The 16,007-nt window shown below is 65.5% G+C and carries 19 protein-coding genes; 12 read left to right on the top strand and 7 right to left on the bottom strand.

Going from position 1 to position 16,007, the window contains the following annotated elements; translation table 11 throughout:
* Positions 1 to 109 precede the first annotated feature (109 nt).
* Positions 110 to 574, top strand: coding sequence for a CopD family protein (locus IB255_RS08470; RefSeq protein WP_192210064.1), 465 nt, complete (start codon positions 110 to 112; stop codon positions 572 to 574).
* 64 nt (positions 575 to 638) lie between these two features.
* On the opposite strand, the gene IB255_RS08465 is transcribed toward IB255_RS08470, so the two are convergent.
* The 3 genes from IB255_RS08465 to IB255_RS08455 form a co-directional block, all read right to left on the bottom strand.
* Complete coding sequence (locus tag IB255_RS08465) at positions 639 to 1,403, bottom strand: collagen pro alpha-chain precursor (protein WP_081517737.1); 765 nt, start codon at positions 1,401 to 1,403, stop codon at positions 639 to 641.
* Entirely contained in the window at positions 1,396 to 1,683 is a 288-nt protein-coding gene (locus tag IB255_RS08460; protein ID WP_192210063.1) for a DUF1145 domain-containing protein, read from the bottom strand. Before IB255_RS08460 ends, IB255_RS08465 begins: the two co-directional genes overlap by 8 nt.
* 120 nt (positions 1,684 to 1,803) lie before the next feature.
* Positions 1,804 to 2,436 (bottom strand): OmpA family protein, encoded by a 633-nt coding sequence (locus IB255_RS08455; protein WP_081517735.1) that lies wholly within the window; start codon positions 2,434 to 2,436, stop codon positions 1,804 to 1,806.
* Positions 2,437 to 2,576: 140 nt separating this feature from the next.
* On the opposite strand from IB255_RS08455, the gene IB255_RS08450 reads away from it, so the two are divergent.
* From IB255_RS08450 to IB255_RS08440, 3 genes are all read left to right on the top strand, one after another.
* On the top strand, positions 2,577 to 3,065 hold the full coding sequence (locus IB255_RS08450) for a DUF6231 family protein (RefSeq protein ID WP_192210062.1): 489 nt from the start codon (positions 2,577 to 2,579) through the stop codon (positions 3,063 to 3,065).
* Between the two features lie 2 nt (positions 3,066 to 3,067).
* Positions 3,068 to 3,541, top strand: a complete 474-nt coding sequence (locus IB255_RS08445; RefSeq protein WP_192210061.1) for a YchJ family protein — start codon at positions 3,068 to 3,070, stop codon at positions 3,539 to 3,541.
* 123 nt (positions 3,542 to 3,664) lie between these two features.
* A complete protein-coding gene (locus IB255_RS08440; protein WP_138212538.1) occupies positions 3,665 to 4,291 on the top strand; it encodes a trimeric intracellular cation channel family protein in 627 nt (208 codons plus the stop codon).
* Here the strand turns inward: IB255_RS08440 and IB255_RS08435 are convergent, their stop codons facing one another.
* Positions 4,292 to 4,852: a hypothetical protein gene (locus tag IB255_RS08435; RefSeq protein WP_151186193.1), complete on the bottom strand. Its 561-nt coding sequence runs from the start codon at positions 4,850 to 4,852 to the stop codon at positions 4,292 to 4,294.
* 122 nt (positions 4,853 to 4,974) lie between these two features.
* Between IB255_RS08435 and IB255_RS08430 the strand changes: the two genes are divergently transcribed.
* From IB255_RS08430 to IB255_RS08415, 4 genes are all read left to right on the top strand, one after another.
* Positions 4,975 to 5,460 (top strand): LEA type 2 family protein, encoded by a 486-nt coding sequence (locus IB255_RS08430; protein ID WP_081517731.1) that lies wholly within the window; start codon positions 4,975 to 4,977, stop codon positions 5,458 to 5,460.
* An 8-nt stretch (positions 5,461 to 5,468) separates the two neighbouring features.
* Complete coding sequence (locus IB255_RS08425) at positions 5,469 to 5,669, top strand: SEC-C metal-binding domain-containing protein (protein ID WP_045209858.1); 201 nt, start codon at positions 5,469 to 5,471, stop codon at positions 5,667 to 5,669.
* A 183-nt stretch (positions 5,670 to 5,852) separates the two neighbouring features.
* Positions 5,853 to 8,393 carry a penicillin acylase family protein gene (locus IB255_RS08420; protein ID WP_192210060.1) on the top strand — a complete coding sequence of 847 codons (2,541 nt, stop codon included), beginning with the start codon at positions 5,853 to 5,855 and terminating at the stop codon, positions 8,391 to 8,393.
* Positions 8,394 to 8,591: 198 nt separating this feature from the next.
* Positions 8,592 to 9,149, top strand: coding sequence for an AAA family ATPase (locus IB255_RS08415; protein WP_192210059.1), 558 nt, complete (start codon positions 8,592 to 8,594; stop codon positions 9,147 to 9,149).
* On the opposite strand, the gene IB255_RS08410 is transcribed toward IB255_RS08415, so the two are convergent.
* The 3 genes from IB255_RS08410 to apbC form a co-directional block, all read right to left on the bottom strand.
* A complete protein-coding gene (locus tag IB255_RS08410) occupies positions 9,123 to 9,713 on the bottom strand; it encodes a hypothetical protein (RefSeq protein ID WP_081517728.1) in 591 nt (196 codons plus the stop codon). The genes IB255_RS08415 and IB255_RS08410 overlap by 27 nt on opposite strands.
* A 25-nt stretch (positions 9,714 to 9,738) precedes the next feature.
* Positions 9,739 to 10,305, bottom strand: coding sequence for a dCTP deaminase (gene dcd / locus IB255_RS08405; protein ID WP_017521037.1), 567 nt, complete (start codon positions 10,303 to 10,305; stop codon positions 9,739 to 9,741).
* A gap of 96 nt (positions 10,306 to 10,401) precedes the next feature.
* Positions 10,402 to 11,493, bottom strand: coding sequence for an iron-sulfur cluster carrier protein ApbC (gene apbC / locus IB255_RS08400; RefSeq protein ID WP_081517725.1), 1,092 nt, complete (start codon positions 11,491 to 11,493; stop codon positions 10,402 to 10,404).
* Between the two features lie 210 nt (positions 11,494 to 11,703).
* Here apbC and metG point away from each other — a divergent pair, with 210 nt between their 5' ends.
* The 4 genes from metG to IB255_RS08380 are packed head-to-tail and all read left to right on the top strand — an operon-like array spanning position 11,704 to position 16,002.
* Positions 11,704 to 13,737 (top strand): methionine--tRNA ligase, encoded by a 2,034-nt coding sequence (gene metG / locus IB255_RS08395; RefSeq protein WP_081517724.1) that lies wholly within the window; start codon positions 11,704 to 11,706, stop codon positions 13,735 to 13,737.
* A 35-nt stretch (positions 13,738 to 13,772) separates the two neighbouring features.
* Entirely contained in the window at positions 13,773 to 14,570 is a 798-nt protein-coding gene (locus tag IB255_RS08390) for a DUF4349 domain-containing protein (protein ID WP_412548117.1), read from the top strand.
* A complete protein-coding gene (locus IB255_RS08385; protein WP_151186187.1) occupies positions 14,567 to 14,887 on the top strand; it encodes a hypothetical protein in 321 nt (106 codons plus the stop codon). The genes IB255_RS08390 and IB255_RS08385 overlap by 4 nt, the downstream gene beginning before the upstream one ends.
* Entirely contained in the window at positions 14,887 to 16,002 is a 1,116-nt protein-coding gene (locus IB255_RS08380; protein ID WP_151186186.1) for a glutathionylspermidine synthase family protein, read from the top strand. The genes IB255_RS08385 and IB255_RS08380 overlap by 1 nt, the downstream gene beginning before the upstream one ends.
* Positions 16,003 to 16,007: the final 5 nt, after the last annotated feature.

Raw genomic sequence — 16,007 nt, 5'->3', positions numbered from 1 at the left:
CCCGGAGCGTGCCTTGAGGACACATCCGGATGCTGGATAAATTTTCAGTGGTTCGAATCGGCGGCTATGATAGCGCGCTTGACTTCAATCGCCAGCGGAGATCGTCCGAATGACACCCTTTGCCTTCATCTACGCCCTGCACGTCCTGGCCGCCCTGGTCTGGGTGGGCGGCATGTTCTTCGCCTGGATGATCCTGCGCCCGGCCGCCGTCGCCGCGCTGGAGGCGCCGCCCCGGCTGAAGCTGTGGCTGGAGGTGTTCCCGCGCTTCTTCCGCTGGGTGTGGGCCGCGGTGATCCTGCTGCCGGTGACCGGCGTGGGCATGCTGCACCTGAGCTTCAACGGCATGGCCGGCGCGCCGCGTTATGTGCAGGTGATGATGGGCCTCTACGTGGCGATGCTCGCGCTGTTCCTGCGCATCCAGGCGCTGCAACTGCCGGAACTGCGCCGCGCGGTGGGCGCCGAGGACTGGCCGGCCGGCGGCGCCGCGCTGGGCAAGATCCGCAAGACCGTGGGCCTGAACCTGCTGATCGGCATGGCGCTGGTGGCTTTCGTCGCCGCGCGTCCGCACTGGTAAGACGCGCACGGCCAAGAAAAAAGCCCGCCGGTTGCCGGCGGGCTTTTTTTTCAGGCACGTCGTTTCAGAAGCGTTTTACGTCCAGGCGGCCTTCGCTGCCTTTCGCCCCTTCCGCACCGCCGCTGCCTTCCGCGCCGGGCTTCTCACCCGCCACCGAATAGAACCAGCAGCCCTTCTCGCTGCTGCGCGGGCCGGCCTTGCCGGGCTTGCCGCCAGCTCCGCCTGCGCCGCCTTCCAGGCGAACCCTGACCTTCGCGACATCGAACTGCTCGGGTACTTCCAGACGCACCACGCCGCCGGACGCGCCGGTCTGGCCGTCGGCGCCGTTCTGGCCATTGCCGGCGGACTTCCCGCTGCCCCACAGGCAACCGGACGTCTGCGCGCTGCCGCCATCCAGGCCGTCATAGCCCGGCGCGCCGACACCACCACGGACGTCGATCAGCAGGTTTTCCACCGCCACATCCTGTAGCCGCAGTACCAGGTTGCGGCCGCCGCTGGCAGGCTTCTCGAAGCTGCCGGAACTGCCTTGCGCGGCGATCACGCTGCCGTCGGCGAGGCTGCCGTGCTGCACTTCGATCTGCAGCGCATCGTTGCCGGGGAACACGCCGATCCGCGCATTCTTCGCCAGATCCAGCTCGCCGATCTTCAGCTCCTTGACCCGCGAAGGGATCAGCAGCGCGCCTTCCGGGCCGACGCTGATACGGTCCAGGCTCAGGCTCTCGCCCTTCACCGGCAGGCGCAGCACGGTATTGGCCTCCACCGAGACAGTGCCGGCGGCCGAACACGCCAGCGGGGCGAACAGCGCCAGGCCCAGCAACGACTTACGCATGGGTATCTCCTTCTACTTTTGCGGATGCCGGCTGCGGCAGGGTAGCGAAATGGAAGACGCCGAACAGCAGGATCTGCAGGCGGTCCATGCCCGGATGCGGGCGGCCCTGCAGCCGCTTGCGCAGCGCCACGAGTTCGAGAATGTGGATCAGCAGGATCAGCGCGCCCGCCGCATTGAGCAGCAGCGCGAAGGGATGTGCGAAGGGTTGGATCAGGTTGGCCAGCACCGCCAGCCAGAACAACAGGGCAATCAGTTTGCCCAGCCCCAACAACGCTTTCATGAAGTGCCCCCGTGTTTTTCTTTGCCGGGGAACATACGCCTCTGCTCCGCCCTGTGCCAGTGGCAACCGGGAATGACAAAGGGGGCCACGAGGGCCCCCTTTGCACAGATCACGCCGGACTTACTGACGGGTGATCTTGATTTCCACGCGACGGTTCTCGGCGCGGCCTTCCTTGGTCTTGTTGTCCGCAACCGGCTGGCTCTCGCCATAGCCGACGACCGACTTGATGCTGCTGGCAGGTACGCCAGAGTCGACCAGGTAGTTGGACACGGCGTTGGCGCGGCGCTCGGACAGTTTCTGGTTGTAGGCGTCGGTACCGATGCTGTCGGTGTGACCGCCGATGTTCAGCTCGGTGCTCGCAGCCTCACCCTTCAGGCGGGTAGCGATGGTGTCGAGCTTGTCCTTGTCCTGCGCGTCGATCTTCGACGAGTCGAAGGCGAAGTGCAGGTCACGCACCACGATGGTCTCTTCCTTGGGCAGCGGAGCCGGAGCAGGCTCAGGAGCCGGTGCAGGCGGCGGAACTTCGGCCACTTGCTCTTCGGCGCCATGCACCCAGCAGTAGGACGCACCCAGCACGCCACCAATCAGGGCCCCCCAACCGGCCCAGGCGCTGCTTTCGATGGAACCCAGACCGGCGCCGCCGACACCGCCAACCACGGCGCAGGTTGGCCAATCGGACTTCTGCAACCCTGCGCAGCCGGTGAGCAACGTGCTTACCAGCAGCAGGGGTAAAGCGGTCCTTGTGATGCTCATAAAGTTATGTCTCCTCTAATGATCGGGTCTTGACCGACAATTACCGAGTAAAGACGTGACTGACAGAATGCGCCAGCACTAGGCCATATGGGTGTCACACGCTAGTCTTCGTTCATTATTTTTCGCCTTCGACGAGCCTCATGATTTCGACACGCACGCCGCAACAAGCCCTGGCCGCCCTGCTCGATCGCTATGCGCCGCAGCGCCTCCTGCTGGTGGGTGCCAGCCAGATTCCGGCAGTGGACGCCTTCCTCGCGGCGCATCCGGATTGCGAACTGCTTCACGCTGACGCCGGCCCCCTGCCGGCGGAGCTGGCTGGCCAGCGCTATGACCTTGCGCTGCTGGCCGATTGCCTGGAACACCTGCCGCGCCGCGAAGCGCAACAGCTGGTGGGCGGCATCCGCAACCTCAACAGCAGCCGCGTGGCCGTGCTGGTCGACCTCGACGCCGCCCAGGCGCAGGACGCCGACTTCTACGCCCTGGCCATGCAGGCCAGCGAGCGCTTCCAGCGCGACGAGCAGGTGATCACGCTGTTCACCTACGATCTGCACGAATACAAACAGGTCCCGGACTGGCTCAATGCGAAGTTCTGGGCCAACCCGGAAAACTTCGGCAAGTACTGGTGGTGACCATGATCGAACCGACCTGCCCCTGCGGCAGTGGCCGCCCATTGCCCGACTGCTGCGGGCGTTTCCATACCGGCGTCGCAGCGCCCACTGCCGAGGCACTGATGCGCTCGCGCTACAGCGCCTACGCGCTGGGCCTGGTGGATTACCTGCGTGACACGACGCTGCCCGCCCAGCAACAGGGCCTGGACCTCGAGGCCATCCGCACCTGGAGCCTGGGCAGCACCTGGCTGGGCCTGGAGGTGGTGAGCCACGAAGTGCTCGGCGGCCAGCCGGAACATGCACGGGTGACTTTCATTGCGCGCTGGCACGATGCTGGCGGCGAACACAGTCACCGCGAGTGCTCGGGATTCGTCCAGCGCGACGGACGCTGGTACTTCCTCGACCCCACCGTGCCGATGAAGCTGGGACGCAACGACCCGTGCCCCTGCGGCGCCGGCGGCAAGCTGAAGAAATGCTGCGGGCCCTGGATTGAGTAGGACAGGATCGAGTGAGGCGCGAACTCGCCCCACTTGGGGGCGTCCGGTGTCTGGGCTAGAATCCGCGCTTTTTTCCGGGGCGGCGGTGTTTCGCCGCACCGGCTACTCCTGCCGGACCTCGCCATGCTGCTGACCGTTCTCTACATCATCGCCATCACCGCCGAAGCCATGACCGGCGCGCTGTCCGCCGGCCGGCGGAGCATGGACCTGTTCGGCGTGGTGCTGGTGGCCTGTGTCACCGCCCTGGGTGGCGGTTCGGTGCGCGACATGCTGCTGGGCCACTACCCGCTGACCTGGGTGCGTCACCCGGAGTACCTGGCACTGACGGCCGGCGCCGCGCTGTTCACGGTGTTCATCGCCCCACTGATGCGCCACCTGCGCTCGATGTTCCTCGCGCTGGACGCCGTGGGCCTGGTGGCCTTTACCCTGATCGGTTGCCAGGTCAGCCTGGAGATGGGCCACAGCCTGCTGATCGCTGCCGTGAGCGGCGTGATCACCGGGGTGTTCGGCGGCATCCTGCGGGACATTTTCTGCAACGACGTGCCGCTGATCTTCCGCCGCGAGCTGTACGCCAGCGTGTCCTTCGCCAGCGCCTGGTGCTACCTGATCTGCCTGCAGATCGACCTGCCCAAGGAGCAGGCCATGCTGATCACCCTGTTCTCGGGCTTCCTGTTCCGCATGCTGGCGATCCGCTTCCGCTGGGAAATGCCCAAGTTCGTCTACAAGGACGACCCGCACCAGGGCGACTGATCAGTCCTGCAGCTTGAGGTGGCTGGTGTCCGGCGCAGGCCCGGCAGGCTCGGGCTTGGCCTGGCCCATGTCGCTGCCCACCGGGGCGACGCTGAACTGGCTGAGGTCCACGCGCGGCGCCTGGGCGTCGGGCTTCTCGTCCTGCAGGTCGGTGCCCACCGGAGCCAGGCCGAAGTCCGGCGCATCCACATCGGCGAAAGCGGCCATGTACTCGTCACGCGGCGCCACCTTCAGGCGCCCCTGCGGTGCAGCGGCAGAAGCAGCTGACTGTACCGGTGCGCTGACAGGCTCGGCGGGCGGCGGCGGGGCCAGTTCGATCTCCTCGATCTGCGCATCCATGTCGACCACTTCGACGACAGCGCCGGCGCGCTCGATCACACTGCGGTACTTTTCCGCGGCCTCGGCATCGAGGTTGTTCTTGATCACCATGCGGCGACCGGAGAACAGCAGTTCGATGCGCGGCGCGTCGGCCTGGAACAGCCTGGCCAGGTTGGCTTTCACCGTCTCGAGCTGAGCACCCGGCACGGTCTGTCCCGAGAAGGCAATCTCATAGCGGCTCATCTTCACTCTCCTGTGTTAACCCGCCGGTTACATTCGGCCAGTATGGTGCAGCTTCTTTTAACGTAACAACAACTTGCGGCCGAGCAGGTGCTTGGTACACTGGGGCGTCTTGAGGGGTAGACATGAATTATCAGGCGCAAATGATAAGAATTTTCAGCCTGTTCTGGCTGTTCAGCCTTGTTTCGGGCTGCGGCTGGATGTCAGGCAATTTCGAGCAACCCGACGTGAAGCTGCAGAAGGTAGACGTCGTGAAAGCTCGTTTGCTGGAGCAGGAATTCGTCCTGCATTTCCGCATCGACAACCCGAACGACTTCAGCCTTCCGGTTCGTGGCCTGGCCTACAAGGTCAAGCTGAACGATATCGACCTCGCCGAAGGCGAGTCGAATAACTGGTTCACAGTGCCGGCCAACGGCCACGAAACCTTCGAAGTACCGGTGACCACCAACCTGTGGCGGCACATGAAGTACATCGTCAAGTTGCTGGAAGACCCGGACAAGCCGATCCGCTATCGCCTCGACGGTGAAGTGAAGACAGGCCTGCTCTTCGGACAGAGCGTGCACATCGCCCGCAATGGCGAGATAATTCCCGGTGATTTCATCCCCGAGTGAGCGTCACCATGAGCCAGGAACCCCACGTACACGGTCCGAACTGCAACCACGACCACGATCATGACCACCACCATGATCACGGCCACGTGCACGGCCCGCACTGCAACCACAGCCAGGAGCCTGCGCGTAACCCGCTCAAGGATGTGGGCCGCAACGATCCTTGCCCCTGCGGCAGCGGCAGCAAGTACAAGAAGTGCCACGGCGCCTGACCCAGGCCCCGAGCACTGCGAAGAAGGCCCGCCCAGCGCGGGCCTTCTGCTGTCCGGCCCAACTATTCGTCGGCTGCTGAAAATCCCGCCGCGCGCGGCTTGCGAAGCTATCCTCGGCTCACTAACGTAGCGCGCTTCAAGCAACCTCCTTCAAGCGACCTTTTTGTGCAGGAGCACATCCCCATGGCCCCGCGAGCCTTCCGCCGGCTTCCCAGCTTCGGCCTTGCCGCCACCCTCAGCGCCGCTGTCAGCCTCACCGGTTGCCAGGGCTGGCTCAACGACCGCTATGCAGGCAGCCTGCCGCCGAGCTACGGCGTGCAGCCGATCAAGGGCCTGGCGGACAACGTGTCGATCCGCCGCAACAGCCTGGGGATGCCGCTGATCGAGACCAGCACCTTCCACGATGCGCTGTTCACCCTGGGCTACGTGCATGCCAGCGACCGCATCAGCCAGATGGTCGGCCTGCGCCTGATGGCCCAGGGACGCCTGTCGGAGATGGTCGGCCCCGGCGCCCTGGAGACCGACCGTTTCATGCGCACGGTGAACCTGAAGAAGGCCGCCGATGCGCTTTACGCCGGCTCCTCGCCACGCCTGAAGCGCTTCTTCGAGACCTACGCGCGCGGCGTCAACGCCTACCTGTACCGCTACCGCGACAAGCTGCCGATGGACCTCGCCGAGTCCGGCTACCGTCCCGAGTACTGGAAGGCCGAAGACTCCGCGCTGGTCTTCAGCCTGCTGAACTTCGGGCTGGCGGTGAACCTGCAGGAGGAGATCGCCTCCCTGGTGCTCGCGCAGAAGGTCGGCGCCGACAAGCTGCCCTGGCTGACGCCGATCTACCCGGACGAAGCGCTGCCCTTCGAGGAAGCCGAGAAGCTCAAGGGTCTGCGCCTGGACGGCAGGATCGCCGGCCTCGACGCCCTGGACCGCGCCGCCGGGCAAGTCGCCTCGCTGCAGATGATGGGCGTCGCCGCCTCCAACAACTGGGCCATCGCCCCGCAGCGCACACGAAGCGGCAAGAGCATCCTGGCCAACGACACCCACCTGCCGCTGTCCATGCCTTCGGTGTGGAACTACGTGCAGATCCGCTCGCCCAAGTACAACGCCGCGGGCGTCTCCATCGCCGGCGTGCCAGGCGTGGTTGCCGGCTTCAACGGCAAGCTGGCCTGGGGCATGACCATGGTCATGGGCGACAACCAGGACCTGTTCCTCGAACAGGTGAAGCGCCAGGGCAGCAAGCTCTACTACCTCGCCGATGGCCAGTGGAAACCCGCCATCGAGCGCAACGAGACCTTCTTCATCAAGGGCCAGAGCCCGGTCCGCGAAGTCATCTACGAGACCCGTCACGGCCCGCTGCTCAACAGCGCGCTGGGCGAGCGCAAGCACGACCTGCAACCGCTGCCGCTGTCCAGCGGCTACGGCATCGCCTACCAGAGCATCCAGGGCGAGACCGACCGCACGCTCGACGCCTTCTTCGATCTTTCCCGCGCGAAGAACGTCGAACAGGCCTTCGACGCCACCCGTGACGTGCGCGCGATGGCGCTGAACATCGTGTTCGCCGACGAGAAGCACATCGGCTGGCAGGTCACCGGGCGCTTCCCCAACCGCAAGGAAGGCCGCGGCCTGCTGCCCTCCCCCGGCTGGGACGGCCGCTACGACTGGGACGGCTATGCCGACCCGATCCTGCACCCGTCCGACCAGGACCCGGCGCAGGGCTGGCTGGGTACCGCCAACCACCGCAGCGTGCAGCCGGGCTACGGCGCGCAGCTGTCCAGTTCCTGGTACTACCCGGAGCGCTACGAGCGCATCGCCCAGCTCGCCGGCGGCAGCAAGAGCCACGACTACCGCAGCATGATCGCCATGCAGTACGACCAGACCACGCCGTTCGCCGGCAAGCTGCAGTCGATGCTGGATGCACCGGGCATGGCGCAGCCGCTGAAGAAAGCCATCGACGCCCTGCCCGCCGACCAGCGCGCCCGCGCCCGCGAAGCGCTGGACCGGATCATGGCCTTCGACGGCAAGCTCTCGGCCACCTCCGGTGACGCCGCGCTCTACGAAGCCTTCCTGCAGGAAAGCACCAAACAGATCTTCCTCGACGAACTGGGCCCGGAAGACAGCCCGTCCTGGAAGGCCTTCGTCGAGACTGCCAATCTCTCCTACTCGGCCCAGGCCGACCACCTGCTGGGCCGCGACGACAGCCCATTCTGGGATGACACCCGCACCCCGCAGAAGGAAGACAAGCCGGCGATCCTCGCCCGCAGCCTGGCCGCCGCCACCGCCTTCTGCGAGCAGAAGCTGGGCAGCGACCGCCACGCCTGGCAGTGGGGCAAGCTGCACACCTACGAGTGGGTCAGCGACAGCACCAAGATGGCGCCCAACCTCGGCGCCGGCGACCGTGCCAGCCTGGGTGCGATCAAGGGCTACCTGGACCGCGGCCCCTACCCGGCCGGCGGCGACCACAGCACGCTGAACGTCTCGGCCTACCACTGGGGCCAGGACTTCAACACCTGGCTGATCCCGGCCATGCGCCTCGTCGTCGACTTCGGCCAGAGCGAGCCGATGATCGGCCTCAACAGCAGCGGCCAGTCCGGCAACCCGGCCAGCCCGCACTACGCCGATGGCATCGACGCCTGGCTGAAGGGCAACTACATGAGCTTCCCCTTCCAGTCGCAGAACCTGGAGAAGGTCTACGGCGTGAAACGCCTGACGCTGGTGCCGGAGAAGTGATGATCTGAAAAATATTTCCGGGGACCGGGAACTTGGCTCCCGCCCCGGAATCAGATTTGTCGACTTACTCCATGATCATATTCAGGCACCCTCTGGGTGCCTTTCTTTTTTCCCCGCTCCGTTTCCGCTGCACCTCCCTTCGCAACACCCTTCCCCGGCCGGAACTCCCTCGTATCCTTTCCCACAGGAGTCATCGCCATGTCCGAATCGCTCATCGTCATCACCGGCGGCCCCGGCGCCGGCAAGAGCACGCTGCTCGACCATCTGCACCAGCATCACGGCCTGAACGTCGTCGAGGAAGGCGGCCGGGCGATCATCCGCGAACAACTGGCCCGTGGCGGCGATGCACTGCCATGGGCAAACCGGGAGGCCTTCTGCCGGGAAATGTTCGAACACGCGCTGACGACCCGCGAGCGAGCGCTCGATACGGTTGGACTGTGGCTGTTCGATCGCGGCCTGCCGGACGTGCTGGGGTACGCGCGGCTCTGCGGCCTGCCGATTTCCGAAGCACTGGAAACCGCCGCACGGGAACAGCGCTACGGGCAAACCGTGTTCCTGGCGCCCGCGTGGGAAGCCATCTACCGCAACGACGCCGAGCGCCGGCAGGACTTCATCGAAGCGCGGCGAACGGCGGCGATGATGGCCCAGGTGTACGAAGTGCTGGGGTATCGCGTCGTGCAGTTGCCGCTCGCGAGCCTGAAGGAACGAGCGGCCTTCGTGCTGGAAGTCCTAGGGACGGCTCATCACGCCCATTGAGGCAGCGGCAGCAGGCGGTTCGGGGATACTTACACTGAGGGAAACCACGACCTGACGGCTCTCACCCTGGATGCCGTAGTCGTCGGAGTTGCCATAGCCCAGCCAGACTTCGCTGTTGCCACTCATGCGGACATCGGACAGCTCGTCACCGTCACCTTCGTGGCCATTGAGCCAGCCGGAAGCGGCACCGCGCTCCTGTCCCAGATGCAGCGTGCCATCCACGGCGAAGGTCAGCGGGTCCTTGCCCGGCTCGACCTGATCCAGCCAACCGAGGAACAGCGAAGGAGTGAATCGGCTGTGCAGCCAGCAGCGAACCTGCGTGAGGCGCTGGTTCTTGAACACCAGGAGCGTGGCGTTGCCGTAGAGCAGGCCCTGCTCGCCGCCGCGCATGGGCAAGCGCGCCGTGGGCTCGCCCAGGCGTTCGACGAACTGGTTCAGGGGAGCGCTGGACGGCAGGCCGAGCACTTCGCCACCGGGAGTGACGTTGAGTTCGGCCGCCGCCAGATGGCCGCTGGCGCCCAGCAACAGGGCGCAAAGCAGGCCCCGCAATCCTTGCGAGGTCATGTCCGTTTCTCTCTGTGCGGCGCGATCAGGCCTTGGGCAGGGTGACGCCGGTCTGGCCCTGGTATTTGCCGCCGCGATCGCGGTAGGACACTTCGCAGGCTTCGTCCGACTGCAGGAACAGCATCTGCGCCACGCCTTCGTGGGCGTAGATCTTCGCCGGCAGGTTGGTGGTGTTGGAGAACTCCAGGGTCACGTGGCCTTCCCACTCGGGTTCCAGCGGGGTCACGTTGACGATGATGCCGCAGCGCGCGTAGGTGCTCTTGCCCAGGCAGATGGTCAGTACATCGCGCGGGATGCGGAAGTACTCGACGGTGCGGGCCAGGGCGAAGGAGTTCGGCGGGATGATGCAGACGTCGCTGTTGATGTCGACGAAGCTCTTCTCGTCGAAGTTCTTCGGATCGACCACGGCCGAGTGGATGTTGGTGAACACCTTGAACTCGGCGGCGCAGCGTACGTCGTAGCCGTAACTGGAAACGCCGTAGGAAATCACCCGGCTGTCATCGGCACCGCGAATCTGGCGCTCGACGAACGGCTCGATCATGCCGTGTTCCTGAGCCATGCGGCGAATCCACTTGTCCGATTTGATGCTCATGGCGGGTGTCCTGTGCGGCGGTTGAAAAAAGAAGGCGAATCTTACCGGCAGGCGCGCCGCCCGGCAAAGGGGCGCGCCCGGCGGCGTTGTCACAGTTCAGTCGTCGCTGATGGAGATGTTCGGCATGTCCGGCGCAGCCTTCTCGCTCAGGGCGATGCGGGCGCCGACGCAGCGGGCCATTTCCTGGTAGATCATCGCCAGCTGGCTTTCCGGGTCGGCGATCACGGTGGGCTTGCCGCCGTCGGCCTGCATGCGGATGGCCATGGACAGCGGCAGCGACGCCAGCAGCTCCACGCCGTACTGCGCGGCCAGCTTCTCCCCGCCGCCTTCACCGAACAGGTGCTCGGCGTGGCCGCAGTTGGAGCAGATGTGCACGGCCATGTTCTCGACCACGCCCAGCACCGGGATGTTGACCTTGCGGAACATCTCCACGCCTTTCCTGGCGTCGAGCAGGGCCAGGTCCTGCGGGGTGGTGACGATCACCGAGCCGGCCACCGGGACTTTCTGCGCCAGGGTCAGCTGGATGTCGCCGGTACCCGGTGGCATGTCGATGACCAGGTAATCCAGGTCGTTCCAGGCGGTCTGGGTGATCAGCTGCAGCAGCGCGCCGGAAACCATCGGGCCGCGCCACACCACCGGGGTGTTGTCGTCGGTGAGGAAGGCCATGGACATGACTTCCACGCCGTGGGCTTCCAGGGGGATGAACCACTTCTGGTCGCGGATCTTCGGCCGGGTGCCTTCGGGGATGCCGAACATGATGCCCTGGCTCGGGCCATAGATGTCGGCGTCGAGGATGCCGACCTTGGCGCCTTCGCGGGCCAGCGCCAGCGCGAGGTTCGCCGCGGTAGTGGACTTGCCCACGCCGCCCTTGCCGGAGGCCACGGCAATGATGTTCTTCACGTTGCTCATGCCCGGCACTTGCGCCTGAGCCTTGTGCGCGGCGATGTGGGTCTCCACCTTGACCTGGGCCGAGTCGACGCCGTCCAGCGCTTCCAGGGCCATCTGCACGGTCTGCGCCAGGCCGTTCTTGAACAGCCCGGCGGCGTAGCCCAGCTCAAGGGTCAGCGAGATACGCCCGCCCTGGATGTCCAGCTCGCGCAGGTAGCCGGCGTCCAGCAGGTTCTGGCCGGTGTGAGGGTCGTTGATCTGGCGGAGAAGGTTTTCCACCGTGGCTCGGTTGGCGCCCATGGGTACTCCCGATGAAAGACTGAGCAGAATAGGCGGGCATTCTAACAGCAGCGACAAGCTTCAGGCTGCAGGCTTCAGGTGCGGCGCATCGCATCACCTCGCTCGTGCCTGCAGCCTGCGACCTGCCGCCTGTAGCCCGTTCTGGCCTGCCACAGGTCGCTTCCTATATAGTTGCCGATTCCCTCGTTTTAACCGGAACGGCCGATCATCATGTCCGAAGCCCGCAAGATCCTCGTCACCAGCGCCCTGCCCTACGCCAATGGTTCGATCCACCTGGGTCACATGCTGGAATACATCCAGACCGACATCTGGGTGCGCTTCCAGAAGATGCGTGGCAACCAGGCGGTGTACGTGTGCGCGGACGATGCCCACGGCTCGGCCATCATGCTGCGCGCCGAGCGCGAAGGCATCACCTCCGAGCAGTTGATCGACGGCGTGCGCGCCGAGCACATGGCCGACTTCGCCGACTTCCAGGTGAACTTCGACAACTACCACTCGACCCACTCGGAAGAGAACCGCGAGCTGTCCTCGGCCATCTACCTGAAGCTGCGCGACGCCGGCCATATTGCCACCCGTCCGGTGACCCAGTACTTCGACCCGGAAAAGCAGATGTTCCTGGCCGACCGCTTCATCAAGGGCACCTGCCCGAAGTGCGGCACCGCCGACCAGTACGGCGACAACTGCGAAGCCTGCGGCGCGACCTACGCCCCGACCGAGCTGAAGGACCCGAAATCGGCGATCTCCGGCGCCACCCCGGTGCTCAAGGAATCGCTGCACTACTTCTTCAAGCTGCCTGACTTCCAGGACATGCTGCAGCAGTGGACCCGCAGCGGCACCCTGCAGGATTCGGTGGCCAACAAGCTCGCCGAGTGGCTGGATTCCGGCCTGCAGGAGTGGGACATCTCCCGCGACGCACCCTACTTCGGCTTCGAGATTCCCGACGCGCCGGGCAAGTACTTCTATGTCTGGCTGGACGCGCCGATCGGCTACATGGCCAGCTTCAAGAACCTCTGCGCACGCCGCCCGGAACTGGACTTCGACGCCTACTGGAAAGAAGGCTCCGAAGCCGAGCTGTACCACTTCATCGGCAAGGACATCGTCAATTTCCATGCGCTGTTCTGGCCGGCCATGCTCCAGGGCGCCGGCTACCGCAAGCCGACCGCGGTCAACGTCCACGGCTACCTGACCGTCAACGGCCAGAAGATGTCCAAGTCGCGCGGCACCTTCGTCAAGGCGCGCACCTACCTGGACCACCTGGACCCGGAATACCTGCGCTACTACTACGCCTCCAAACTGGGCCGCGGCGTCGACGACCTCGACCTGAACCTCGAAGACTTCGTGCAGAAGGTCAACTCCGACCTGGTCGGCAAGGTGGTCAACATCGCCAGCCGTTGCGCCGGCTTCATCCACAAGGGCAACAACGGCCTGCTGGTGGACGCCAATCCGGCGCCGGAACTGGTCGAGGCCTTCCGCACTGCCGCGCCGAGCATTGCCGCGGCCTATGAAGCCCGTGACTTCGGTCGCGCCATGCGCGAGATCATGGCCCTGGCCGACCAGGCCAACGCCTGGATCGCCGACAAGGCCCCGTGGTCGCTGAACAAGCAGGAAGGCAAGCAGGACGAAGTCCAGGCCATCTGCGCCCTGGGCGTGAACCTGTTCCGTCAGCTGGTGATCTTCTTGAAGCCAGTGCTGCCGAAGCTGGCCGAAGCCGCCGAAGCCTTCCTCAACGTCGCCCCGCTGAAGTGGGCCGACCACGAGCAACTGCTGGCCAACCATCAACTGAACCCGTTCAACCCGCTGATGACCCGTATCGAGCCTGCGAAAATCGAAGCCATGATCGAAGCCTCCAAGGAAGACCTCGCCGCCGCCAACAAGCCCACTGGTAATGGCGAACTGACCAAGGACCCGCTGGCCGCGGAGATCAACTTCGACGCCTTCGCCGCCGTCGACCTGCGCATCGCGCTGATCGAGAAGTGCGAGTTCGTCGAGGGCGCCGACAAGCTGCTGCGCCTGTCCCTGGACATCGGCGACGAGAAGCGCAACGTGTTCTCCGGCATCAAGAGCGCCTACCCGGACCCGAGCAAGCTCGAAGGCCGCCTGACCCTGTACGTGGCCAACCTGGCCCCGCGCAAGATGAAGTTCGGCATCTCCGAAGGCATGGTCCTGGCTGCCGGCCCCGGTGGTGAAGAGATCTACCTGCTGAGCCCGGACAGCGGCGCCAAGCCCGGCCAGCGCGTCAAGTAAGACAACTCATCACGGCAAGGAGGCCATTGATGAAACTGCACCACTGGGCAGCACTCGTCCTGAGCGCCGCCCTCGCCGGCTGCGGTGCTCCGTCGGAGCACGGCGCCGGTTCCGGCGCCGCTTTCCAGGGGGAAGCGGCGAAGGCCGGCACCTTCCTCGCCTATGAACACCAGGTCGGCATCCGCCTGACCAGCGAGCGCATCGACGCGCAACTGGCCGCCGCCCGCGATGCCTGCACCCAGGACCGCTTCGGCCAGTGCGAGCTGATCGCCATCGAGCAGAGCGGCGACAGCCAGATGCGCAACGCGCACCTGGTCGTGCGCATCGTCCCCGAAGGCGTAGAGAAACTTGTCGCCCTGGCAGCCGACGGCGGGCAATTGCAGAGCCGCAGCACCCGTGCCGAAGACCTCGCCCAGGCCGTCAGCGACAACCAGCAACTGCGTGGCCGGCTGGAGCGCGAGTACCAGACCCTGCAGGGCTTCCAGGGCCGCAAGGACATGAGCGTCAGCGACCTGCTGGCCCTGGCCAAGGCCACCGCCGAGGTCGAGCAGCAACTGCAGGCCTCCAGCCAGGAAGCCGCCCAGCAGCAACGGCGCATCTCCACCAACCTGCTCACCCTGGACTTCTCCAGCGAATACCAGCCCAGCGGTCGCTGGTCACGCATCGGCAAGGCCTTCGGCAACTCGCTGGACGAACTCACCGACGGCACCGTCAACGCCATCCAGGTGGCCGCGTTCGGCCTGCCGCTGCTGGTCGTACTGCTGGTCGCCGGGCTGATCCTGCGCTGGCTGTGGCGAAAACTCGGAACCCGGCGCGCCACTCACCCAGCATGAAGAAATCCAACATCGTCTTCACCACCCTGCTCACCGGCGGGGTGCTCTATAGCGTGCTGCACCACAACCCGGTGTACCGCGACCTCTACGCCAACCGCGAGGATTGCCTGAAGGACTGGGGCGCGACGCCCAATGCCTGCGAGCCGGAATCCACCAGCAGCAGTGGCGGCGGCAGCAGCTCCGGGCGCTATCGCGGGCCGAGCTACGAGGACGGCTCGCGACCGAGGACCGCGCAGACCTATCAGGTGCAATCGCGCCAACTGGTCACCCGCGGCGGCTTCGGCCACTCCGGCGCGCGCTTCTCCGGGGGCGGCTGATGCGTCGCCTGGCCATGACGCCGCGCACCGACTGGCGCGAGCGCTGCGAAGCGGTCGGCTTCACCTTCCACAGCATCGACGGCCTGTACTGGGACGAATCGGTGGCCTACGAATTCAGCCTCGAACAGATCGAGACGCTGGAGGCCGCCAGCGAAGACCTGCATCAGCGCTACCTGGAGTGCGTGGAATGGGTGATCCGCACCGGCCACTTCGAGCCCTTCCAGCTGCCGCCGGGAGCCCGCGAGGAAATCATCCGTTCCTGGAAGCGCCAGGACCCGAGCCTCTACGGCCGCTTCGATTTCGCCTGGAACGGCGAGGGCCAGCCGAAGATGCTCGAGTACAACGCCGACACCCCCACCGGCCTGCTGGAAGCCAGCGTGGTGCAGTGGCAGTGGCTGAACGATGTGAACCCGGCCGCCGACCAGTTCAACTCGCTGCACGAGAAGCTGATCGCGCGCTGGAAGGCCATCGCCCCGGACGGCCTGCTGCACTTCACCGCCATCGACGGTCACGAGGAAGACACCGGCAACGCCCTCTACCTGCTCGACACCGCGCACCAGGCCGGGCTGCCCACGCGCTACCTGCCACTGGAGTTCATCGGCCATCACGCCGGGCGCGGCACCTTCATCGACCAGTACGAGCAGGACATCCGCCACTGCTTCAAGCTCTACCCCTGGGAATGGCTGCTGCAGGACAGCTTCGCCGAGCACCTGGAGCGCAGTGGCATCCGCTTCCTGGAGCCGGCGTGGAAGCTGCTGATGTCGAGCAAGGCCATGCTGCCGATCCTCTGGAAGCTCAACCCGCAGCATCCCAACCTGCTGCCCGCCAGCTACCGCCAGGACATCCCCGGCGCCTACGTGCGCAAGCCGCTGTATTCCCGCGAGGGCGAGAACATCCGCATCGTCGCCGGCGACCTGCAACTGGAAAGCGACGGCCCCCACGCCGACGCGCCCTGCATCTACCAGGGCTATGCGCCGCTGGCCAACCACGACGGCAATTATGCCGTGCTGGGCTGCTGGGTGATCGACGGCGAGGCCGCCGGCCTGGGCATCCGCGAGGACGCCAGCGCCATTACCCGCGACAGCAGCCGCTTCGTTCCCCACTATTTCGTCTGAAGGAT

It is taken from the genome of Pseudomonas sp. PDM22, assembly GCF_014851965.1.
Classification (GTDB): domain Bacteria; phylum Pseudomonadota; class Gammaproteobacteria; order Pseudomonadales; family Pseudomonadaceae; genus Pseudomonas.
The sequence above is the reverse complement of the archived record's forward strand: the minus strand, read 5'-3'. Positions and strand labels throughout refer to the sequence as shown.